This is a genomic window from thiotrophic endosymbiont of Bathymodiolus puteoserpentis (Logatchev), assembly GCF_900127505.1.
Lineage (GTDB): Bacteria > Pseudomonadota > Gammaproteobacteria > PS1 > Pseudothioglobaceae > Thiodubiliella.
The window spans coordinates 1-25,807 of record NZ_UEXF01000026.1 but is presented as its reverse complement, the minus strand read 5'-3'; the positions used below and the strand labels follow the sequence as shown (position 1 = coordinate 25,807).

The following is a 25,807-nucleotide window of genomic DNA, read 5'->3' as shown; positions in this document are numbered from 1 at the left end:
CAAAAACAAGAGAATAAACAGCGATCATCCATTCGCTATATTGTTGAACGCACTTTTGGCTTACTCAAACAACATCATGGATTAGCCAAGGCAAGATACCTTGGATTAGAAAGAAACAAAACTAGAGCGCAACTTATTGTTATGAGTCACAATCTTAAAACTGGGATGAATATTTTTAAACAAATGCGAAGTCTAGGGGATTGTTACGCCCAATGAGTGGGAGAGGACTAAAAATAGGGAAATAAAGCAATAAACAGCTGGGAAAATAAGGTTTTTTTTGGACTTTATGAAAAAATACAGGTAGTTTTGAAAATATTTTAGTGGTATTATATATTTTTTAAAAACTGCTATTTATCATTTATTACACAAGGACAAGCTATTTATGCCTACCAAAAACGACTCACCGCCAGTACTTAAGGGATCTATTCCTAAAACTTATGATTTAACATTATTTGAAAAATGTCAAGATTTGTCTATTACTTGTGAGATATATAATAATTTGCATGTTATCTTCAATACAATACACCCAAAACTGACTCACTTTAATATCAAAGAAATTAATGAAGTTAGTTTTCAAACCGATACCCGAAAAATATCGTATAACGGCGTCGTTATTGGCATTGGAAATTCGGTTGAAGATATGGCAAAACAAGGGTTGATCATTATTTTTAATGAAGTTGCCACCAAAGAAGGTGTTGAAGCAGTAACCAAGGCGGTTAATGTTAGTTTTTCGGACGATGCACAAGAGGTAACTTTGAGTGTGGTAAATGCCGAAGGTAGTAAAAGTGTAAAAACTCTCACCATGCCTGTACCTGTGTCTATACTTGATGGCGTTGTGCCAGCTCCAGCTGATCAAAATCTTGTTACTTTTACGAACATCCCGGATTTGGATCATTTGGCTTTGCGTTTTAAGACATCTAGCTCAAAAAAAGGTATATTCATCCCTGTATTTGACCACAATTTGGGTTGTAAAATTACCAATAACAACACAATAACAGATATCGCTAATCCTGATGGCTGGCAGAGTAGCTATATTCATTCATCAGATGTTATTAAAGATGGGCGTGTTTCCCTTAGGTTTGGGCAAACTGACAAACAAGTGATGTTTGGTTTTTCCGATACTTTCTCAACTTATTCTTACGAAGTTCTTAACTACGGCATATTTTCAAATAATGGGGTTCTGTCTATTAGGGAAGGCGGAAATACTCCATCTTTGCCTTTATTTGACAAATATACAGTTGACGATGTTTTTTCTGTTGAAAGAATCGGCAATACTATTGCCTACCTTAAAAATGAAGTTACTTTTTATGTGTCATGTATTAATTCCACTGAAGATATGCATTTTTGTTTTACTTCTGCAGATAGAGGTGCTTCGGTTACCGATGTGCTACAACATAATTATTATCCTGCCGCTGAGGGGTCTTCTGCACCTACATTTGATCAAAGTTTGGGTTGTGAAATTACTAAAGACAAAATAATAAACACCTCTAATCCTGATGGCTGGTATAACAGCATAGCTTATTCATCAGGCACTCTTAAAGAAGGACATATTTCTCTTAGGTTTGGGCAAACTGACAAACAAGTGATGTTTGGTCTTGCTGCTGACTTCTCAAGTCATTACTTCTCTGTTCTTAACTACGCCATATTTTCAAATAATGGGGTTATATCTATTAGGGAAAGCGGAAATACTCCGAAATCTTTGCCTTCATTTGACAATCCTACAGTTAGCGATGTATTCTCTGTTAAAAGATGTGGTGATGTTATTACCTATTTGAAAAATGGAATGGTTTTTTATGTATCAACCATTAAATCAACTAAAGATATGCATTTTTGTGTTACTTCTGCGGATAGGGGTGCCTCGGTTACTGATATGCTACAGTGTGCTTCTTATTATCCTAGCGATGGTTTGTTTGGGATCAAGAGCATTAAAGGCGTTAGTTTGAATAAAGCAACCCGAGAGGTAAGTTACAACAACACTGTTGTTGCGACTATTAATCAAGATAAAATACCAAAGTTTGACTTAGGTAGAGGCTATACAGTTATAGGCGTTGACACATTACTTTTTACTTTTATTGGCCCGGATTCGGGTTGGGATTTGGCTTATTTCTATTCATCAAGTTACATGAAGCATGATGGCTGTATCAGTCTTAGTATAGGACAAACTGATAGACAAGTGAAATTTGGTCTTACGACACATGAGCATACTTATGGCCCTTATTTTTCTATACTTGCCGACAATGGGGTAATTTTTGTTAATGAAGGTGATGTAGGCAAAAGAGCTTCATTTGGCAAATATACAACAGAGGATGTTTTCTCTGTTGAGAGGCATGACTATACGATTATTTACCGTAAAAATGGGAGTGTTATTTACACATCAACCGAGCACTGTGCTGGTGATATTCATCCAAGTATTACTTCTCCAAACCATGGAATTAAAGTCACTAATGTGCGGATTCGTGATTTTTATACTGAAAGAGATACGGATGGTTTTTACATTATGTTTAATGAAAAAGCCTCTCAAGTGACTATTGATGCTGTTGCCGAAGCTGTTTCTTGTCAAATTGATGACCCAGATGTAACAGTGGAAATACTTTATTCAGCCAAGTTACTCGATGCCTTGCCAAGCAATTAGTATTATTTTTCAAAAGAAAAATGCAACAAAACCCCTGTATAAATAACATAAAGCCCCTTAAAGGAGAGAAAATTGAACATTAAAACTATCAACTTATTTGACAAAGCAACCTTAAAAAAACATAATCTTACTCACAACAGTGAAGAATGGAAGCAACTCGCTAAACATCAAAGATTGATGCGATTAAATGTATCTAGCGAAACAGCAACTTATTTTGCAAACAAAGGCTTTGATTCTGCCAATCATATTGCAATAACGCCCCTTCAGCAGTTTTTGCAATTATGTCAAGATTTCCCTGATAGTGAGCAGTTAAAGGAGGCTTACAAAGTTGCTCATACCATTAGATCTGCGAGTATGCATATAATGGCGAATGCGAAGAATTTACACCCGTCTAGTGGATTTTCTAATACTAAAGCATTTACTGCAGATCCTGATATTTTTACCAGTTTTGAAGATTTACCCAGTTATGAAATGTTATTTGGTGATTTAGATTATTATGACTGTTCTGAGTTCAGCTCTATTTTTGGCCCAGCTGCTTATTTGTTAGATTTAATGCGCATTACTCAAGTTTATATTAGCGACGCCAATGTCTCTAGTATTCCTAAAGGCTTACATTTTTTTGACAGAAGACCCGATATAAAAAAACTTAAATTAACACAGGAAAATACCACTACCGAGGTTCTGAAATTAAAGATTGTCAACGAAAGAATTGAGGAATTGTTACAAAGCCTTATCCATGATGCGCAATCTAATTATGTTGCTTGGCTGGATACTGCTACTTACCCATTCGTCCTGCCCTTTTGTTTGCCATTAATACAAGTTCATTCTGGGCTTGAACAAGCCGGATTGAGCTTATTAACTATTTACAAAACATTGCAGGTAGATGCGAAATATTTTTATCGTGAAATATTGACATTGTCACCGAATCAACACACGCTAGTAATGACGGTAGTTACAGATGCAAAAGCACAGGCTGAATTATGGGGGCTTGATGATCCAACTTCTTTAGCAAATATGGAGGCACCCACAGTTCTTTCCAAGCAAGCAGATATTGACGCAAGTCAATTACTTGATTTACTTAAGCAAAATCTGAATGTTGATACGGAAACAACAAATGCGGTTAATTTTTACATCTGTAAACATCTTGCCAAACATGAATCCATTACCGAACATTATTTTTATATCAAAGATGATATTATTAAAAACTTAAATGTAGAAGGCGATAGCGCTGTTATTGTTGATAATCTTGATATGATTGGGCGTTTTATTCGCTTTTCTCGCTACATAAGGCTTTCATTTCAGGATACGGACTGGCTGTTGAATGTGGCAGAATTCTTAATGAGCGGTCTAGCGCCTTATGATAGTGGCACACAACAAAATCGTATTGACGCTTTGTGTGGCGATGATTTAGCGACGGTTGGTAAAATTTACCAATTAGCTGATTTATTGCAACAGCCTGTTGCCAATATATTAAACAGCTTAGGAATTATCAAAACTTACGGCGTTGGTGCTGATGCTGTATCTGCAGCACCTTTTGATGTTATCTTTAATAGTGCGAATAACAACAGTCCCTACCACCCTTCCTATGCGGGTAATCCTCTTTTTTATAAGGACACAGTACAAACTTGGGACTTATCTGAAAAAGAAATACCCTTGCCAGTAATTAATATCCTAAACCAATTTGGCTTAGGGAAAGCGGATTTATTAACATTAGGTACATACACTTTAAAAATACTTAATATTTCTACACAACAGCTACCATTGAGTGTTGAAAATTTATCGTTATTGTATTCTTATAGCTCTATTGCAATATGGCTAAATATTAGCATTCCTGAGTTTGTTGTTATTGCTCAAATTCTAAACAAACCCCAAGCAGGCATAGATACTCATAAGAATCCAATTGATGATTTAATAGCATTAGTCAATGCTGCATTATGGATGCAAAAACATAACACTAATGCCTTTAAGGTGGATTATATTATCAATGCCAGCATTAGTCGTTATGTTGATTTAGGGTTTCATCAAAAAGATTTACCTAAATGGTTTATTTCTGTTAAAAAATTAATTGTATTGTCATTGGATAAAGACAAAAACCCAACCGATGCAACAACAACCAAGCTTATCAATAGTGTGGCTGGTTTTTTAAATACCACCCAAGAAACAATGAAGGCGTTGTTTGATATGAATACCCATACGAGTGGCTCTAAACAATGGATAGTTGCTTTTTTGACCACTGATGATATTATCACTGTTCAAACACTAATCATTAATTTTTCACGCCTTCTAACACTTAACAAGCTTTTGCAGTTTAATAATGCTGAATTACTGTCTAGTATCGCTCAATACCCAATAGCGTATGGTTTTATCACATTTCCAGCAACTCAAATTACACAAATAAGCATAAATCTAACGCAATTACAGGGATTGGTTGCCTTTAGAGATTTGCAAAACAAATTTAATGATACCGACAATAATTTTATTGATTATATAGAGAAAAAATGTGAAAAATCAAAAGATGCAGACAAAATACTGCACCATATAACCAACTGGGATAACGATCAAGTTCAAGCAGTGTTAGCACGCTACAAAGGGGAATCTGTTGCGGCTTTTTTATCTTTAGTGGACAGCATCTTTTCTTTAACCAGTAGTCTTGGAAACAATGTAAATATGCTGTTTTCCTTATCTGACAAAACCACAGGCACTAGTCCAGACATGTCAGGGGCAGAAAGTTTACTACTTACACAGTTAAAGTCATGTTATACGCCCAGTAACTTTCAAGTGGCAACACAAATCATATCGGAGAGTGTGCTAGAGGAGAAGCGCGATGTTACAGCAACAGTTGCTATTTGGACTTTGGCAAAAACTTATCCCGATATAAACTCTCTGGGGAATTTGTCTGAATTTTTACTTACAGATGTTAATGTTTCAGCAAAAATTAGCACTTCCTACATCAAAGAAGCGATTAACGCTTCTCAGCTTTATTTACAACGAGTCAAACTTAGTATTGAACAACACATTGATAAGATTGAGATAGAAGAAGCATGGTGGCAATGGATTAGCAATTATCGTATTTGGGAAGCTAATAGGGAAATTTACCTCTATCCAGAAAATTATTTGGAGCCTACTTTAAGGAAAAACCAATCCAAGGCATTTCAAGACTTTTCTCAAACTTTGTTACAAAGTGGCATTACTGCAGAATCTGTAGAAGCAGCGTTTAAAAAATATTTTAAGGATTTTGAGCAACTTGTAGATTTGAATTATTTCTCTAGTTATTACACTGAAAATGACAAGCAAGCAGTTTATTATTTCTTTGCGGTTAGTAAAACGCATCCGCCAAAATATTATTATTGCACTTATACTTACGAACTGAATGATGATTTTGATTTTCAGAGTAACGGTATTTGGTCTCTGTGGATTGATACGGATATCAGCATTAACAACAGCAAGAGCGTTACGCCTATTTATTATTCTGGCAAGTTGATGTTGTTTTGGGTAGAAATTAAAAAAATTAACTCTTCTACCGTTTCATCAAAAAGTAGCAAGTCAGATGGATCAGGCGAAGTTAACACCAATGATTTAGATGTTTACAAAGCCACAGTTAAGTATTCTTTCCTTAAAGAGGACAAGTCTTGGGAGATAGCCCAAACATTAATAGCCGAAGAAGTTGTTTATGTTAACGACAAAAATTTCATTGGCGTTAATCAGTATGAGAATGCCGATAGCAGCTATCGGTTGTTTGCAGGTTTATTTTCAGATATGGATTCTGACGATTGGAATACCGTTTATGTAAGTTGCATTGATGATGATATTGCTGTGTATTACGGCCCATTTATCAATAAGCCATCAAGGTCGGACATTGCGAAGATTAATCTATTACCAGAAACTATAGGGGTTTTAGAGGAGTTTGAAACACACTTATTTGAACTGTTAACAAAGTTTTCCAGTTATAACAGTGGAGACTACGTTGCTAACATAGCCATTCCTTATATTGGCATTAGGGTATTTAATCAATACTTGGAGAAGACAGATGTAAAGGTTGGAGCTTGTGCTTCTAACTCCCTTTCCGTATCATATTTTTTAAATAAGGATAAAAGATTTGTTATTGTCGACAACACTTATAATGATTCACTATATGCTAATTTAACGGGCAATATATATAGCAATCTTCAGTTTGGCAATGACGCACAAAATACACAACTTATAGTATTAGAACCTTATAACATAATAAATATTTTACCATCCATAAAAATGAGCTTTAAGCAGTTTATTGATAGTGCAACTAAGGAGGGTTGCATAGAACAAGCAGGAAACAGTTATTATGCAACGGCAAAATACTCCCTTTTGACGAGCAAGGACAAAAAAATCGCACAAATATCAGCTATAATTGGTAGCGCCCCATCTCCAGAAATGCTTGATATTGTTGATAAATTACTAATGACAGGGGTAAATAACAAGGCACTAATGTTATTCGCTAATATTGATGTCAAACAGAGTAGGCAATTTTCTATAAAAAATAAATCGGGCGCTTTTTTGCATAAGAATAAATCAAGTTCTTGGCTTTTAAACCTACAATCAAAAAAAATAAAACAATCTAGCATTATTTCCCCCAATCTGTCTTATAACACACCTTTATTGGTTGACAGCAGTTTTGTGATACAGGGGTCACCCATATCTGGCAGCGTAGCAAGAAAAATGTTTTCGGCTTTTGTTGTAGATAATTATATTGTAACGCCCTTTGTTAATGGCTCTGGTGGCTTTAAGAAGGCTTTTCATTCCCTTTTAGGCAGTATAACTTATGGCTTTGCAAATACAGATAAATTCGTACAAGATATGAAAGTTAATGCCTGGAAAGGTTTACGCGACTATATCGCTACCAAGCTAAAATTGACAGTGGATCTTGGAACGGTTCAAAAAATATTTAACATTATGTGTTCCGCTCCTTATATTCGTACTAATTTTTTCGCTGAATCTTTGGTAGATAGAAAAAACATAGCTGAGAGAAACAAGATATCTGATGCTGTTTATCAAGCCTTAAGGGTCAAAAATTTCATAGATGGCAATTTTTGTCTTAGTTATCCAATGGTTGCTGACCAAGGTTTCCAAGTATTTAAAACTTATCTAGCATCTGTTGGCGCGATCAAAAATGCTCAACTAACAGACAGAGAGTTTGAAAATATATTTGCTCAAATTATAAATTGCAATGCAAAAATTGATATTCAAAATACTCCTTATCCTTCAGAATTAACTAATACTAAATACAGTCTAAACGATTGCGGAGAGATAGATTATGATATTATTCGCATGGGTACACCTGCCTTTAAACAACTACAAAAAATATTTACTACGACTAACATTGATCAGGTGTTATCATTAGAAAATCAACAAATTCCAATGACTGAAGGTAATACAATCACCGACCTAATTCCTCCTAAAGGCGCTAAATTACCTAGTATCCTAAAAAACGATCAAATTGATTTTGCGCAAGGACCTTACGCCCAGTATTATTGGGAATTATTTTTCCATGCCCCTATTCTAATCGCTAAAAATCTAAGTAATCAAAATAAATTTGAAGAGGCGATTGATTGGCTTGGGCATATTTTCAATCCTTCTAAAAAACGCAAGCACATAACCCCAACAACCTTTCACGATAAGGCACCAAAAAAAATTAATGAAGTTGTGTCAGCTACTATCTTTAAGACATTGCAAAATACCAACTTAGATGACAAACCTTATATTGACAAAAATGGTGATGTTAATAAAAATTACAAAGGCAATGAAGACTTAAGTTTTTTAAAGTTAAGTAAAGCGCAAACGCTAATGATAAGAGACATATTAAGCAATTATCTTTTACTTAGTCCAGTTAACCATTATTGGAATTTCCAACCTTTTCGCAATCACACATTGCAAACTATTAAGCAATTGTTAACCGATGGAAACCCTGCCATCCAGCAGTATGAAGATGACCCTTTTGATCCTTTTGCTATTGCACGACTTAGAATTGGTGCATTTGAAAAATATGTGTTAATGTTATATGTTGATATTTTGATTCAGTGGGGTGACAGTTTATTTACCATTGATACGCGTGAATCGATTAATGAGGCAACTATGTTGTATCTATATGCTGACGACTTACTGGGCGCCAAACCAAAGGATTTAGGTGCTAAACATCAGCAAACATCCGCTAGTTTTACAGATATATTAAATAAATACAGGAAAAACCCCATTCCAGAGTTTTTGGTTGATATGGAAAACCAATTTAGCTTTAAAAATACGCCAACAGTGAAAGCAATACACCAGCCGTTTAACGATTTAAACAGTTACTTTTGCATCCCAGAAAATAGTCAATTAATAGCGCGCTGGGATACAATTGCAGACCGTTTGCGTAAGATCCACAACAGTTTAGATATTGAGGGTAATTTTCAGCAATTAGCCTTGTTTGCACCGCCCATCAATCCACTAGACTTAATTAGGGCTGTAGCATCAGGAGGGAACACCTTGAATGCTAGCCCACATCAAGGTGATGTCCCTATTTACCGTTTTGCATCTATTGTGCAATTGGCTAGGCAGTGTATTGATAATGTGATTTCAATGGGTAGATTATTGGAGGGTAATTTAGAAAAATGCGATGCAGAAAATCTATCTTTATTGCACACCACTCAAGAAGGGGTGGCATTAAATTTAATTAGCATCCTAAAACAAGACAGCATTGAACAAGAACAAAATGTTTTAGATGGATTGAACAGCAGTTTGAAATCTACCTATGATAAAAAACAGTATTATGACAGGTTAATTGTTGAAAATATTTCTCATTATGAATCAGAAGCCCAAACACTGGAAGATGTTGGCTTAGGGTTTTCTATCGCATCTTCTGTCGCTTCTGTTGCCGCCTCAATTGCTTATGGCGTCCCCCAGAACGGATCTCCTTTTGCCTTGACTTATGGCGGTGTTCAACTGGGCGGGACAGTATCAGCTATTGCTACAGGATTACAGGGTATCTCAAACTACGCTAGTTATAGATCACAAAGACTACTAACAAATGGTAGTTATGATAGACGCAAGCAAGAATGGGTGTTTTCCTCAACACAAGCAAAAGATCAAGCAGAAGAAATACAAAGTCAAATTTCAGCGAGTGAGGTTAGAATTAAAACAGCCCAACAAGATTTAATTAATCACACAACACAAATTCAACAAAATAAAGCCATTGCTGATTATTTACAACATAAATTCACTAACGAAGCGCTTTATCAATGGCTATCAGGTCGAATTGCTGCTTTGTATCATCAGCAATATCAATTGGCATTAGAAACCGCTGTATTGGCACAAAAAGCATATCAATTTGAATTAAATAATGAACAGGAATTCATTAATATCATTTATTGGGATTCTGCACATAGGGGGTTATTAGCAGGGGAAAGTTTACTTAGTAGCTTGACATCAATGGAGCAATCTTATAAAACTTATTTAAGCAATAGAAAGCTAGAAATAGAAAAAACTATTTCTTTAAGTGCTTTTGCACCACAAGCATTAATTAATTTTAAAAACAAAGGAGACTGCACCTTTGTTTTGACTGAAAGATCATTTGATTACGATTTTCCAGGGCACTATCAGCGTCAAATTAAAAGCATTTCTATTAGTATTCCTGCCATTATTGGTCCTTATCAAAATATCCATGCAATCTTATCGCAATTACATAATTCCGTGGTATTAGATGCCGATATTAATGCGGTTAAATATTTATTAGGGCAACCCACCAAATCAAAACCAATGCCAAAAAGCATTCGTCAAGATTGGCGTGGTAATCAAAAAATCGCTATTTCTCGTGGCATTGAAGACTCAGGTTTGTTCCAGCTTGACTTTAAAGATGAATTGTATCTACCTTTTGAAAATACGGGAGCAGTCTCAACATGGAGCCTATCCATGCCGCCAAAAAATAATAAAATTGATTACAGCAGTATTTCAGATGTTATTATCAATATTCGCTATACTGCAATGGACGGTGGTAGGAATTTTGCTAATGAAGTAAATGATGCATTAGCAAATAGTGCTGATTATCCAACTGCACTTTATTATAATTTAGTTCAAAGTTTTTCTAGTAATTGGCAAGCTTTTATGCAAGATCATTCTGATGTCAAAAAGCAACAACTTAAATTTGATTTTAACGCTAGAGAATTAAAGTATTTTAATTCTGTAAGCTTGGATTCCGTTATTTTTAAGATTACCACTAGTTCCGATATCACTATTCCCACAAAGACTCTAATATTGTCGCTAAATGTTAACAATCAAGAGTTTCCCGTCAATATAACCAACCAGGTGTCAGATGGCGATAGTGAAGATGTATTTGATCAATATTGGTGCTCAAAAAGCAGTAAAAAGGTTTCAACTAGTACTGTGATTGGTATTGGCTGGGCAACTCAATTAGGCTTAGAGAAAAATAGCACCCAAGATACCATTGACACAAATTGGACATTATCATTTGATTTGACTGCCATGAATATAGATAAAGATTTTAAGAAAATGCTTAAAAATGGCTTTCTTGACCCAAAGAAGTTAATAAAAATTGAATTGATGGCACTGTGTTGTGGGAAGCCGACCATATAAAATGAAGCCAATAACCATGCCAAAATTATCCATCCCCAAAAGCGGTGGATCTTTCAGTACAAGAACAGGCAGCTACGAAGTAGGTAATCAAGGCGAAGGCTCGTTTGGCATTCCATTGGGAATGCCAAATGCAAGAGGTGTAAAACCATCACTACATTTGTCCTATAACTCAGGATCGGGTATGGAAGTATTCGGGTTGGGTTTTAATCTAACCCTGCCCCATATCACCAGAAACCTAGACTATGGAGTACCTAATTATGATGATGACGATACTTTTACTGCTAGTGAACTGGGTGAATTATTGGAAATCAAACGGGAAACGGTTGATAAAACCCTTGTCATTTCCTATATGCCAAGGATTGAATCGGGCTTCTCTAAAATTAAACAACTGTTAACCACTGACCCTAGTTCGTATTGGGAAATAACAGACCATACGGGTACAGTGCATATTTATGGTAAAGACGATAATGACAAAATAGTTGATCCCAACGCCAAACAAAGGATTTTACAGTGGAATATTAGCAGTAGCCGAGATGCAAAAGGCAACAATATTCTTTATCATTACAAGCGAGAGGACAGTGTTGGCGTCGACAAAACCTTACCCAGCGAAAAAAATAGAGTCGTTGGTGCCAATGTCTACCCTGCTAGTATTGAGTATGGCAACTGGCGTGAAACATCTGCCAAAGAAGATTCTTACACCTATAAAGTGGTATTTGATTATGGTGAATATGATTTGTCCCACCCAGAAAGTGCCCCTAAAAAATGGACGCTAAGATCCGATCCTTTTTCTCATTATTCAGCTGGCTTTGAAAGGCGCTGTTACCGCTTGTGTCAAAACATCTTAATTTATCATCAATTTCCAACAGAAAATGAAGGGCAGCCTTTTTTGAATCACAGTTATAGCTTTACTTATCAAACAGAAAAACTGGCAGGTTTTAGTCAATTAGTTTCCTACTATCAAACAGGCTATAGAAAAGAAAATAACGCCTATCAAACACAAAAGTTGCCAGCCACCACTTTTGATTATGTTGAGCATAATTTTAGTGTGAATGACTACAAGGATATAGCATTGCCCAACCATTTGAGTATGCTGGAGGGGGGTCATAATTTTGAATTTATTGATTTAAAAGGTAACGGGATTCCTGGTGTTGTTTACAAAGATGAGGGTAATTTTTTATATGCCCAACCATTAGGTGACGGTAAATATAAAAAATTTACACCCATTAATATCCCAAGTTTTCATCGTGATATACGCACAGAAAGTTTTGCCGATTTAAACCATGATGGTAAATTAGACTTTGTGTATGGTAATGCACTTTACGGTGGCTTCTTTTTACAATCGGATAATGGGCATTTTTCCCCGTATCAAAATTTTGCACAATATAGTGCAGAATTTGTTAATCAAGTAGGTGCCAATGAGCATATTGATATTAATGGAAATGGACAAAGTGGTTTGATTCAAATCCATCAAGACACTATTATTGTTTATATAGGTTTGGATGAAAAAGGCTTTGCCAAGCCTTATCGGCTTAAAAACAGCAGTAATGTTCCTTTCCTTAGTCACGATGCAAAACACTGGATAGGTTTTGGTGATTTATTTGGCGATGGTAGAATTCATCGCATTAGAATTACCAACAAAAGTGTGGAAAGTTGGGCTTCTTTAGGTTGGGGGCGATTCTCCGAAAAAGTCGTGTTTGACAATGCACCTAACTTTAAAGATTTTGATTCAAGTCGATTGTACTTGGTTGATACTGATGGCTCTGGTGCAACTGATATTCTTTACTTTAATGCCGATAATTTTTATATTTTCCTTAATCAGTCGGGCAATGGATTTTCTGCCCCTATTACCATAGCGCTCAAAATTCCTTATAACAATCACTCTAAAGTTTGGATTAGCGATATTAAGGGAGCGGGTAGCTTGGGCTTTGTATTGTCAACACCAGGGTTTGACCCTGTTTGGTATGATTTTGCCACCAATGGAAAGCCACATTTACTATGCCACAGTAGTAATGGCTATGGCGGAGAATATAAAATATCACATTGTTCTTCAGTTGCGTTCTTTCTCGCTGATCAAGTACAAAAAAAACCATGGAAAACCAATGTGCCCTTTCCAATACAAGTGGTTGATAAAATTCAAGTAATAGATAATTTAACAGGATCAAGCTCAACTGTACGCCACGCTTACCATGAGGGTTATTATGATTCCTATGCAAGAAAATTTAGAGGCTTTGCTTACATCGAATTTTGGGACGATGAACAAACCAGTTTGCCCAGCAACACACTTGATCAACCCACGGCTTACACTAGGCAATGGTATTTTTCTGGTGTTGTGGATACAGACAATAGTTTCTACCAACATTTGGCAACTGAGTTTTATCAAAAAGATACCCGTGCTTATCACTTGCCTGGCAATAGTTTTCATTTTTCCATTAGCGATAATAAGACATTGCGAGAGGCTTATCAAGCATTTCAAGGGCATTTACTGAGAAGTGAAGTGTATGCTTTAGACAAAACTAAGCAATCCGATCAGCCCTATGAAGTAAGTGAGCATAATTACCAATTATCATTATTATATCGGGCTGATACAACCAAGGATGCATGGCATGGATCTGCTTCTTTTTTAGTCAGTGACAACGAAACTCTGAGTTATCACTATGAAAGAAATGCATCAGATCCAAGAATAGCCTATCAAGCACTTCTAAAATTAGATAAATATGGGCATCCTTTATTGTCGTGCAATGTTGTTTATGGGCGTAGAAACAACAACAATACTGATGTGATCAATAAATTATATCCACAACAACAACAACTTAAAATAGCGCTCAATCAGCAAACTTATTTCAACCAAGACGATGCAAACTTGTTTTTACTCAGTGTGCCAATTAACACCACAAGTTATGAACTACACGGCGCCCAAAAACCCGACTTTAAAAAAAAGGATCACTGTTTTACTAAAGCGGATTTATCAAGTATCGCTGATACTGCCTTAAAGAACATAATTGCTTACGATGCATCGTTTACAAAAGATAAAATTCAAGCGCGTATGCTTAATAGCGCCAATCAGTTTTATTGGGACAAACAACAAAAAAATGTATTGCCCTACCGTCAAGCAAGTTTGCCACTTTTACCGCACCATCACGAATCCAGCGCTTATACACCTGAGCTCATTACCAAAGCCTACCAAGACAAACTCAGTGCCGATGATTTAAAAAATGCCGGCTATCTTTTGAAAGATAAACTCTACTGGACACAAAGCGATGTGGTGCATTATCAAGCAACATTTCAACTGATTAGTAGCGTGACCAATGTGTTTGGGAAGGATATTCAATTTCAATACGATCCACAAAGTTTATTTGTCATCAAAACAACAGACACATTGAAAGACGGATTTTCAGATAAAACGGTGCAACAATCAACGGTGGGGAAAATTGACTACCAAGCATTAAAGCCTTGGCAACTAATTGATATTAATAACAATACTCACGAGGTGGGCTATGATCCACTAGGGCGTGTTTATATTGAATCAATGCATGGTCAAACCAATAAGCAAGCAGAAGGCAACGAAGACATTAGTCATTACAAAAATATCTCTCAACCTACTTTGACAGATATTATAAAACAGCCTGATAAATATATTCAGTCTATAGGTAGCTATATTTTTTATGATGACTTTGCCTGGTTACATAATAAACAACCTGTGAACGATGTTTTTGTTAAGCGCGATACTTTTGTGCATCACCAAGGGGCAGAGAACAAAACACAATACCCTATTAAAATAACTTATTTTGATGGTTTGGGTCGTGCATTAGAGGTCAAAATGCAAACACAATACAATGACAAAATAACTTATATTTGTGCAGGCAGATCCGCTTACAACAACAAAGGTAAAAAGGTTAAATTTTATGAAAGTTATTATACTGATACCCCTGATTATAACGCCAATCTTCCCGTTGACATTCAGCCACCTGGTTTAAAGTATTACGACCCACTTGGCAGGTTATATCAAACACAAACCTCCAAAGGTTTTATTTCAAAAACTCAGTGGAGTGCATGGTACGAATCGAATTATGACCGATGTGATACCATTAAAGACAGCCCTTATTATAAAGGCGTTATATCTGGAAAAATCCCTGCCACGGCTGATGAGAAATTGGCATTAAAAAATTCCGAGATTTTTTACCAAACGCCAGCATACAAATTATTAGATTCACAAGGGCATGTGTTCTTGCATTTATCAATACTATTGGATGCCAAAGAAACAAAGCCACAATACTTGGCAACCACCACAACCATTGATTTTCAAGGCAGAGTTATTGCTCAAGCCGACCCACGATTAGGAGCACTTAATCCACCCATACAAAATATTCAAACCACTTATAGTATGGGTCATGACAAAACCTCTGTTATGATATGGGACAATGTAGACAGTGGCACGCACATTAGTTTTTTTGACATCCGAGGCTTGTTGTTGAAAAAATGGGACAGTCGTGGTTTTTGTATATCTACAACATACGACAACCAAGGTAGACATATCTATCAGTATGTTTCAGGAGAAGAAGGCAAGTTAAAAATGGACAACAGAGTGCATCAGTTTCATTACGGTGATTTTGTAACTGATGCATCAATTAATAATTTAAACGGCAAAACCGTCATTATTGAAGATGCCTCAGGCAAAACGGAAAACTTAATTTACAATATTACTAACAATTTACTCAACCAAAGGAAAACCTTTTTAGTTGATTACAAACAACAACCTGACTGGAGAAAAAACCCAATATTAGAAGATACACACTACCAAACCACTTGGCAATTTAACGCTGTCAATAAAATAACATTGTTGCAAACTGCCGATGGCACACAACAAAAGTACCACTACAATTTGGTGTTGCAACCCATTGGTTTAACCACAACATTTAGCGACAAAACTCAAATAGCACACATTAAATCACTTGATTACAACGCTCAAGGGCAAGAGGAAAAAATACATTATGGCAACGATGTTGTTGTTGAGCATTATTTTGAAAAAACCACCCATCGAGTCATTAAAATACAAAGCAAAAATAAGTCAGGAAAACTACTACAAGACTTGCTACATGTCTGGGACCCAGAAGGGAATTTAAGTTATTTGACCGATAATACTATCAAATTACTTCTCCCCGAAGCCAAAGATTTAGACTGTAAAAGCGCTTATACTTATGATTCACTGTATCGATTAAAATCTTCTACAGGTTATCAGCACACAGGTATTAAAAAAGATACTCATGTATCGGGATTTAAACAAAGCATTTATATGCCTTTGCCAGACCCTAAAGAGAATGAGTAGCATTGAGCTTTACCACCAAACCTACACCTACGACACAGGCAGCAACCTAAGCAACCTATCTCACCAAGCAAACAGTAGCACTTGGCAACAAACTCTCATCATCCACCCAAACAACAACCGTGGTACTGAAAATAACAACCAAAATAACTTTGACGCTAACGGTAATTTATTAAATTTAGACAATATTGGCAACTTAGATTGGCATTACAACAACACCCTTAACCAACTCACCAAAACAAACAAAAGTAACACTACAGAGTACTATATCTATGACTACCAAGGCAATCGAGTCCGCACTGTGATTGAATCTAACAACCAAGCACAAAGCCAAAGAGACTACCTGCCTTCACTAGACATCTCAACCAACGAGGCAAAACAACAAAGTAGTACTCTGCACATCGGCGCCCACATTCTGAGTGAAAGCAACAAAGACAACACACAAAACTCTAGCCAAACCCACTACCAACTCACCAGCCACCTACAATCCAACACCCTAGAGTTGGATGACAAAGCCCAAATCCTCAGCTATGAACATTACTACCCCTATGGGGGCACTACCCTCATCGCTGGCAAAGACAAAACCGAAGTACAACAAAAACGCTACCGCTACACAGGCAAAGAAAGAGACGACAGTAGTGGTTTGTCCTACTACGGTGCTAGGTACCTAGCTCCTTGGCTAACGAGGTGGATAAGCCCAGATTCAGCAGGGGCGGTTGATGGCTTGAATTTGTATGTTTATGTGGACAATAATCCACTTAAATATAGGGATCCGACAGGGCATTTTCCGACTATATCTTGGGATAAGTTTGTGAGAAGCATTAATGCCTATAAAGCAAAGCAAAGAGAGTTAGATATTTGGGTTGGAGAGAGCCACTCCACATCCCAAGGGAATTATTTAACAATAAACTTAAACGCTGAAATTAAATTTCAAAATTTTATAAAAGAATCGGTTGTTGTCGATGCATACAAAAGACCTGAAAAAAACCCAAAAACTATCCGTGCTAAATATGGCTCAAAGAAAGAAAGAAAGAAAATACGAAAGCTATATCCACACTTAACACCTGCAGAAATTACAGAATTAATGGATTCAACAACAAATGTAATGATGCTAGCGACAACCCTTAATTCTAATTTTATTGGTAGAGATAATTGGTGTGATACAGAAGAATACGAAAGAATGCGAAGAATAGGGAGTTTTAAAGGAAGTTCGCTTTTCTTGGTCGGTGCAGCCCATACGCTAACAGATACAAGGCCAGAGGGGGAAAACAAAAAAGCATACCCTGCTTTTAAACGTATGAGTGAAAATTCAAGTATCGCTGTAACACCTAAAAGTATCATTGATGAAGCGGGCGCCTATTTCGATACTTATAGAGATTCTATGACACCTGATTTTGGTGTGTGGATTGAAGGAAAGCAAGGTTCGAAAGGAGGTACTTTTTTAGCTCATGGCCCAGAAGGCATTATGAGAGAGGCGTTTGGTAATATAATTAGGAAAATACCACTAAAGTTAGTCAATCTATCTGCACAAGAACAATGCTGTGTCATCTCATGAATTTACTAGAATTCTACCACCAAACCTATACCCACGATACAGGCAACAACCTAACCCACCTCTCACACCAAGCACATAGCAGCACATAGCAACAAACCAGCGCCCTATCCACATACTGCGCGAAAGCAACAAAGACAACACACAAAACCCCAGCCAAACCCACTACCAACTTATCAGTCACCTACAATCCAATATCTTGGAATTGGACGATAAAACCCAAACTCTCAGTTACGAACACTACTACCCCTATGGTGGCACTGCCATCATTCGCTAGCAAAGACAAAACCCAAGCTACCGCTACACAGGCAAAGAAGGAGACGACAGTAGTGGCTTGCCCTACTACGGTGCTAGGTACCTAGCCCCTTGGCTGGCAAGATGGACAAGTCCCGATTCAGCAGGAGCGGCTTATGGCTTGAATTTGTATGTTTATGTGGGGAATAATCCGCTTAAATATAGGGATTCGATAGGGCATTTTCCGCTTATATATTGAGATAGGTTTGTGGGCAATGTTAATGCTTATAAGACAAATCAAAGAGATTTGAATATTTGGATTGGATAAAGCCACGATACACCACAAGGAAATTATTTAGCAATAAACTCAAGCAATTTCAAAATCTTATACTAGAAGCGGTTAATGCCAAGGTAGACTCAAGACCTGAAAAAAATCCAGAAATTATCAGGAGTAAAGATTGGCGAATGCAAAAGAGAATGCAACGAAAATTTCCACATTTAACACCTGAAGAACATACAAAATTAGCAAATTCAAAAACAAATGTGCTGATGCTAGCGACAATCCTCAACACCGATTATATTGGTAGATGTGATTGGAGTGACAAAGAAGAATACGAAAGAATGCAAAAAAAAAGGGAAGTTTCAAAGGAAGTTCGCTCATTGTGCTTGGTACAGCCCATACCTAGTAAATATAAAACTAACGGAATCCGACAATCCAAAAGCATACCCTGCTTTTAAGCATATGAGTACAGATTCAAGTATCGCTGTAACACCCAACAGTGTCATTGATAAAAATGGCGCTTATTTCGATACTCGTAGAAAATCCATGGCACCTGATTTTGGTGTGTGGATTAAGGGCATGCAAGATTCGGAAAAAGGTACTTTTTTAGTTCATGAATCAGAAGATATTATGAGAGATATTTGGTAACATAATAAAGAAAATGCCAATGAAGTTAGCCAGCCTATCTGCTCCTGAACCTGTACATCCGACGCCAAAAAAAAACGCTGTGTTATCTTATGAATTTACTAGAACCCTACCACCAAATCTACACCTACGACACAGGCAACAACCTAACCAGCCTCTCACACCAAGCAAACAGTGGCACATGGCAACAAACCCTCGCCATCCACCCAAACAACAACCGTGGCACTGAAACCCAACAATCCACCACCGACTTTGATGCCAATGGCAACTTACTAACCCTTGACAACATTGGCATTTTAAAATGGCACTACAACAACACGCTTAACCAACTTACCAAAGCAGACAAAAGCAACACCACACAGTACTATGTCTATGATTACCAAGGAAATCGAGTCCGCACTGTGGTTGAATCTGACCACAAAGTGCAAAATCAAAGAGACCACCTACCTTTACTAGACATCTCAACTAACCAAGCAAAACAACAAAGCAATACCCTGCACATCGGCACCCACATTCTGAGTGAAAGCAACAAAGACAACACACAAAACTCTAGCCAAATTCACTACCAACTCACCGGCCACCTACAATCCAACACCCTAGAGTTGGACGACAAAGCCCAAACTCTCAGCTACGAACACTACTATCCCTATGGTGGCACTGCCATCATCGCTGGCAAAGACAAAACCCAAGTGCAACAAAAACGCTACCGCTACACAGGTAAAGAAAGAGACGACAGTAGTGGCTTGTCCTACTACGGTGCTAGGTACCTAGTCTCTTGGCTGGCAAGATGGATAAGTCCCGATTCAGCAGGGATGGTTGATGGCTTGAATTTGTATGTTTATGTGGGCAATAATCCCCTTAAATATAGGGATCCGACGGGGCATTTTCCGCTTATCTCTTGGAATAGGTTTGTGAATGGCGTTAACACTTATAAAAAAAATCAAAGAGATTTGAATATTTGGGTTGGAGAAAGCCACGATACGCCACAAGGAAATTATTTAGCAATAAACTTAAACACCGACATCAAATTTCAAAATTTTATAATAGAAGCAGTTAATGTTAAGGTAGACGCAAGACCTGAAAAAAATCCAAAAATTATCCGCATTAGATATGGGTTAAAGGGAATACAAAAGGCAATGCAAGATGAATTTTCAGACTTAACACTTGAAGAAATTACAGAATTAGTGGATTCAAGAATGAATGTAATGATGCTAGCGGCGACCCTTAACTCTAATTTTATTGGTAGAGATTATTGGCGTGATAAAGAAGAGTATGAAAGAATGCGAAAAATGGGAAGTTTCAAAGGAAGTTCACTCATTGTACTTGGTGCAGCCCATACGCTAACAAATATAAAGCGGGTGGAAGACGAAAATCCAAAAGCATTTCCTGCTTTTAAGCATATGGGCGCAGGTTCAAGTATCGCTGTAACACCCAAAAGTATTATTGATGAAAATATCGAATATTTTGATACTTATAGAGATTCTATGACGCCCAATTTTGGTGTGTGGGTTGAAGGAAAGCAAGGTTCAAAAGGAGGTACTTTTTTAGCCCATGGCCCAGAAGATATTATGAGAGAGGCATTTGGCGATATAATAGAGAAGATACCAATGAAGTTATCCAACCTATCTGCACCTGTGCCTGTACCTCCGACACCACAAAACACACACTGTGTTATCTTATGAATTTACTAGGATCCTACCACCAAGCCTACACCTACGACACAGGTGACAACCTAACCCGCCTTTCACACCAAGCAAACAGCGGTGCGTGGCAACAAACCCTCACCATCCATCCAAACAACAACCGTGGCACTGAAACCCAACAATCCTCCAGCGACTTTGATACCAATGGCAACCTATTAACCCTTGACAACATTGGCACCCTACATTGGCACTACAACAACACCCTTAACCAACTCACTAAAGCAGATAAAAGCAACACTACAGAGTACTATGTCTATGATTACCAAGGCAAGCGAGTTCGTACTGTGGTTGAATCTAACAATCAAGCACAAAGCCAAAGAAACTACCTACCTTCGCTAAACACCTCAACCAACGAAGCAAAACAACAAAGCAATACCTTGCACATCGGCACCCACATTCTGAGTGAAAGCAGTAAAGACAACACACAAAGCCCTAACCAAACTCGCTACCAACTCGCCAGCCACCTGCAATCCAACACCCTAGAGTTGAATGACAAAGCCCAAACCCTCAGTTACGAACACTACTACCCCTATGGTGGCACTGCCATCATTGCTGGCAAAGATAAAGCTCAAGTGCAACAAAAACGCTACCGTTACACAGGCAAAGAAAGAGACGACAGTAGTGGTTTGTCCTACTACGGTGCTAGGTATCTAGCCCCTTGGTTGGCAAGATGGATAAGCCCTGATTCAGCAGTGCGGTTGATGGCTTGAATTTGTATGTTTATGTGGGGAATAATCCGCTTAAATATATCGATCCGACAGGAAATAATGAAATTGGCACGATAAGTCGTCATAAGTTTGTTGCTCATATTAATAAACGCTTAAAACATGGTAAGAAATTGAATCTTTGGATTGGAGAGAGCCACTCTTTAGAAAGTGGGGCTATCCTACTGTTAAAATTACTCACCAGTATCAATATTCACAATATTGTGTTAGAAAATTGCTCTGCTACACTAGGTCTGAGACCTCCTGAAAATATAAATTTTGTTGATCTTATGATCAATAATCGCTTTTTTTCCCCTAAAACATACCGGGCTTTCAGGCGTGCAAAAAAATTAACAAAAAATCACAATCTTTATTATCTTGGCTCAAATTGCTGGAAAAACACTTATTTGGATATACACCTGTTTGGACCAAGCAATAATTATATCGCGCTTGTTGGCAGTCGTCATATAGTAGACGAAATAGAAACAATGGGATACAACTATGATCTGCAGGCATATCCTGCATACAGGCATACAAATGAAGATGAGAATATAGCATTACTACCTCTAGACAGAGTTGAACATTTCCGAAAAGTTAAAAGAACAATGAAAGAAATCCAAGAATATGGTGTATGGGTAAAAGGCCGACGCGGAGTGAAAGGGAGTGCATTCTTGGTTTTGGGTAATAAAGCCACAATGGAGAGGGAATTTGGTAACGCAGCACAAGCAGTACCTGAAGATCTTTCAGATTTACAGGATTATCAATCTAGATCTCGAACACCAAAAGTTATCCAACGATTTGCATCCCTATTCCGTCGAAAATAATAAACAATATTAAGCCTACCATTAAACCCGCGCCCACAAGACACAAACAACCCAACCCACCTCTTACACCAAACACTAGATTTTATTCAAAGTTATTTGTCTCAAGCTTCTAGAAATAGATGGCTCTAACAGAATGTTACTGCAAAGTAGACATCCAACTTTTAGAAAAAAACTGATTACTAATAACCAAAGCAATATTTTTAGCACTTGCCTCAGTTAATTCTTCCAACAAAGTCTTTTCTTTTTCATACAAAATTCTGGTCTTAACCCCAACCAACTCTGTTGCCACAAAATTGGCATCGCCAATCCCATCAATCAAACCCAAATCATATGCATCTTGCCCAAGCCAAACCAATCCAGTAAACAAATCTTTATTATCTTTAAGCCTGTCACCCCTACCCTCTTTAACGGCGTTAATAAAGTTTTGGTGAGATTTGTCCAAAATTTGAGTTTGAATATGATTAATGGTCGCCTCATCCTCAGGCAAAAACATATCTCCTAATCCCTTATTTTTTCCTGCCGTATATAGTCTGCGTTCAATACCGATTTTTTTCATTGCATCAACCACACCAAAACTCGACATCACCACACCAATACTGCCGATAATTGATGATTCGTCAGTATAAATCTCATCAGCGGCAGCGGCAATATAATAACAACCTGATGCACAAACATCTTCAGCCACAACATAGAGTTTTTTATCAAATTTCGCTTTTAAGCGATTAATCGCTTTATAAATTCGACTAGATTGCACGGGCGAACCACCTGGTGAATTAAGTCGCAAGATCACCGCTTTGGCATTTTCCGCTTCAAAAGCCTCTTGCAACAATTCAATAGCATCATCTGCATTAATACCACCTGTACTTTGAATAACACCACTTAATAGCACCTCTGCCACAAAAGGCGATTCTTTTTCCATGGCATCTTGCAAAATACCGCTTTCACGCAAACTAACATAAGACACACTAACAATATAGCCAAAAAACAACAAACTCAACAGGATTCGCCAGCGTCGTTTTGACTTATTTTGTCGCACAAACTCATTAGCAATATCAGCTAATTGCTCCTCACTACTACGCTTGATATTGTCATTCTTATTTTTAAAAAAATCAAACAATCCACTCATCTTTATTCACCAATTATAAAAAATAACATTCATTTTACGTGCTCTCAAACAACAAAACTAATAAAATAAATCAGGCTTTGCTTAGCTCAATTTTCACCTCAAGAGTATTTCTATAAAACCCCAACAATTTCAGACAACAATTTAAACTTTCTTATTTCGAACGAGTTAAACTAAACAAAAAAATCGGAGTAAAAAAATGAGTAAAAAACGAACAAAATATACCTCAGCATTCAAGACTAAATTAGTACTTGAATTACTACAAAATGAAAGCGCCATAGTGCAGATTGCCAGCAAGCATAATATTTTGCCTCAGAATCTACAAAATTGGAAGAAGACTTTCCTTGCTAACGCAGAGATTGCCATGGAGCCATCCAAGGCAGTCAAAGAATACAAAGACGAACTTATCAAAGCACAAATGCGAAATGAGCGTTTAACTACACTAGTAGGCAAGGTAACCGTAGAGAAGGAGTGGTTAGCAAAAAAGCTAAAAAGCTTGGGCTCATCTAACCGCAAACAGTTAGTTGATCTCAAGCCTTCCCTATTGCACGCCTCATATTCTTTGTCAGTTAATCATCAATGTCAATTGTTAGGTGTTAACAGAAGTGGGATTTATTACAAGCCAAAAGTAAATAACACCAAGCAATCTATCAAAAACCACATCACCAAGGTGTTTGAAAAAATACCCATCTATGGTGAGAAAAAAGTCCATCAACAATTACTTGAAGACGGCTACAAGGTGAGTTTACACACCGTAGCACGCTATCGGCAAGAATTAGGTTTAAAGGCAGTATTAGCAGTTAAACAAGTTAATACAACTATACCAATCAAAGCACACAAGAAATACAGTTACAAGCTACGAGGGCTTAATATCAGTCATTCTAACCATGTATGGAGCACCGACATTACCTATGTCAAGATTGCAGGGGGTATGGTCTATATGGCAGCTATTATTGATTGGCATTCAAAAGCTGTTCTATCACACAGGATATCCAATACCATGGATTCTCAATTGGTAATGGGTGTACTTAATGACGCTTTAGAGAAACACCTACACCCACACCCACACCCACACCCACACCCACACCCAGAGATATTTAACACTGATCAAGGTAGTCAATATACCAGTGAGATACACACTAAACGATTAAAAGATTTAGGTATTACAATATCTATGGATGGTAAAGGTAGGGCTACAGATAATATCTGTATTGAGCGTTTCTGGAGGAGCGCAAAATGCGAAAGAATTTATTTAAATGAATATCAATCCATCAGTGATTTAATCACTGATATGGATGATTATATTGAGTTTTACAATCATCAAAGATTCCATGAAACATTGAAATATAAAAAACCAATGGATGTGTATCAAGAAAGTATAAAATTGAATCAGGAAAAGAAGAAGGTCTCTTAAGATGTTCTATATAAGAAATTTTAAAAAGTTGTCAGGGGTTTTGGGGTAATGTAAATTGCACCTAAAATCGCAATAAAAATAGGATAGGTAAACAAAGTCAATCTCTCCAACCCAGCAGAAATAGTTTCAAGACCTTTTAAATCCAATAAAGACGCCAAAAAATAACCGATAAAGCCCAGCCCAACAATACTAAATAGGGTTGTTTGAGCAAGTACCTTAGATTGGTCTTTTTTCCAAAAAATATAACTCAGTATGCCAAGGTAAATAGTCGCCCCTTAAAAACTCACTCCAAACAAACCAAAACCACCCATTTTTCCAACCATCCAAATCAACAAAACTGCTTTTTATCCAGCACCACAAAAAACCTTAGGTATTTTACAAAAAATAAGCCCAGTTTTTGCCAAAACAAAAAAATAGTGGCTATCACCAGCCATTTTCTCAAATTCCAAGCACAGGCAGCCATTAAAACATTAATCTCATCACCAACTTGCCCTTTGAGTAGGTTTCTAGAGAGTCTAAAATCTGATTTAAGATGTCCGATAATCGGCTCAATCGCTGCGCGTCTTTTACACAGTTTGCGCTTTTTGTCTTGTTGATAACGATTGTCTCGCTTAAGGGCTTTTTTAGGCAAAATGATGTTTGCACCGAGCACTACCTTTGCACCAACATAGCCTCGGTCGCATACCGCTTGTTTGATGGGTTTGTTTCTGTTGCTATTAGCATGGCTTATGGCAACATTTAAGGTTTTTGAGTCGTGAATATTTTTATCATGACTGGC

At 37.2% G+C, this 25,807-nt stretch carries 13 protein-coding genes and 1 pseudogene; 12 read left to right on the top strand and 2 right to left on the bottom strand.

Translation table 11 applies throughout. The annotated features are described in order from the left end of the window. The 11 genes and pseudogenes from BHECKSOX2_RS03695 to BHECKSOX2_RS10195 all read left to right on the top strand — a co-directional run. A partial coding sequence (locus BHECKSOX2_RS03695; protein WP_139682530.1) for a transposase occupies positions 1–216 on the top strand: 216 nt, incomplete at its 5' end. Between the two features lie 166 nt (positions 217–382). After that, a complete protein-coding gene (locus BHECKSOX2_RS03690) occupies positions 383–2,632 on the top strand; it encodes a PTS glucitol/sorbitol transporter subunit IIA family protein (RefSeq protein ID WP_139682516.1) in 2,250 nt (749 codons plus the stop codon). Between the two features lie 72 nt (positions 2,633–2,704). After that, positions 2,705–11,230 (top strand): Tc toxin subunit A-related protein, encoded by an 8,526-nt coding sequence (locus tag BHECKSOX2_RS03685; RefSeq protein WP_139682515.1) that lies wholly within the window; start codon positions 2,705–2,707, stop codon positions 11,228–11,230. Between the two features lie 16 nt (positions 11,231–11,246). Beyond that, positions 11,247–16,553, top strand: a complete 5,307-nt coding sequence (locus tag BHECKSOX2_RS03680; protein ID WP_180323643.1) for a SpvB/TcaC N-terminal domain-containing protein — start codon at positions 11,247–11,249, stop codon at positions 16,551–16,553. Beyond that, positions 16,546–18,105: an RHS repeat-associated core domain-containing protein gene (locus BHECKSOX2_RS10210; protein ID WP_245391306.1), complete on the top strand. Its 1,560-nt coding sequence runs from the start codon at positions 16,546–16,548 to the stop codon at positions 18,103–18,105. The genes BHECKSOX2_RS03680 and BHECKSOX2_RS10210 overlap by 8 nt, the downstream gene beginning before the upstream one ends. Positions 18,106–18,400: 295 nt before the next feature. Continuing rightward, a pseudogene (locus BHECKSOX2_RS10205) lies at positions 18,401–18,595 on the top strand (RHS repeat-associated core domain-containing protein); the annotation flags it as partial. A 56-nt stretch (positions 18,596–18,651) separates the two neighbouring features. Continuing rightward, positions 18,652–19,074: a hypothetical protein gene (locus BHECKSOX2_RS03665; RefSeq protein ID WP_139682513.1), complete on the top strand. Its 423-nt coding sequence runs from the start codon at positions 18,652–18,654 to the stop codon at positions 19,072–19,074. A gap of 4 nt (positions 19,075–19,078) precedes the next feature. Then, positions 19,079–19,264, top strand: a complete 186-nt coding sequence (locus tag BHECKSOX2_RS03660) for a hypothetical protein (protein WP_139682512.1) — start codon at positions 19,079–19,081, stop codon at positions 19,262–19,264. Positions 19,265–19,353: 89 nt separating this feature from the next. Further along, on the top strand, positions 19,354–20,943 hold the full coding sequence (locus BHECKSOX2_RS10200; RefSeq protein WP_245391304.1) for an RHS repeat-associated core domain-containing protein: 1,590 nt from the start codon (positions 19,354–19,356) through the stop codon (positions 20,941–20,943). Next, complete coding sequence (locus BHECKSOX2_RS03650) at positions 20,940–21,674, top strand: RHS repeat-associated core domain-containing protein (protein WP_245391303.1); 735 nt, start codon at positions 20,940–20,942, stop codon at positions 21,672–21,674. The genes BHECKSOX2_RS10200 and BHECKSOX2_RS03650 overlap by 4 nt, the downstream gene beginning before the upstream one ends. A 14-nt stretch (positions 21,675–21,688) precedes the next feature. After that, a complete protein-coding gene (locus BHECKSOX2_RS10195; RefSeq protein ID WP_245391302.1) occupies positions 21,689–22,492 on the top strand; it encodes a hypothetical protein in 804 nt (267 codons plus the stop codon). A gap of 136 nt (positions 22,493–22,628) precedes the next feature. Here BHECKSOX2_RS10195 and BHECKSOX2_RS03645 read toward each other — a convergent pair whose 3' ends face one another. Then, positions 22,629–23,618: a S49 family peptidase gene (locus tag BHECKSOX2_RS03645; protein ID WP_245391301.1), complete on the bottom strand. Its 990-nt coding sequence runs from the start codon at positions 23,616–23,618 to the stop codon at positions 22,629–22,631. 196 nt (positions 23,619–23,814) lie between these two features. Here BHECKSOX2_RS03645 and BHECKSOX2_RS03640 point away from each other — a divergent pair, with 196 nt between their 5' ends. Further along, positions 23,815–25,029, top strand: a complete 1,215-nt coding sequence (locus BHECKSOX2_RS03640) for an IS3 family transposase (RefSeq protein WP_139682020.1) — start codon at positions 23,815–23,817, stop codon at positions 25,027–25,029. A 328-nt stretch (positions 25,030–25,357) separates the two neighbouring features. On the opposite strand, the gene BHECKSOX2_RS03630 is transcribed toward BHECKSOX2_RS03640, so the two are convergent. Continuing rightward, on the bottom strand, positions 25,358–25,807 hold a 450-nt coding region (locus BHECKSOX2_RS03630), incomplete at its 5' end, for a transposase (RefSeq protein ID WP_139682054.1).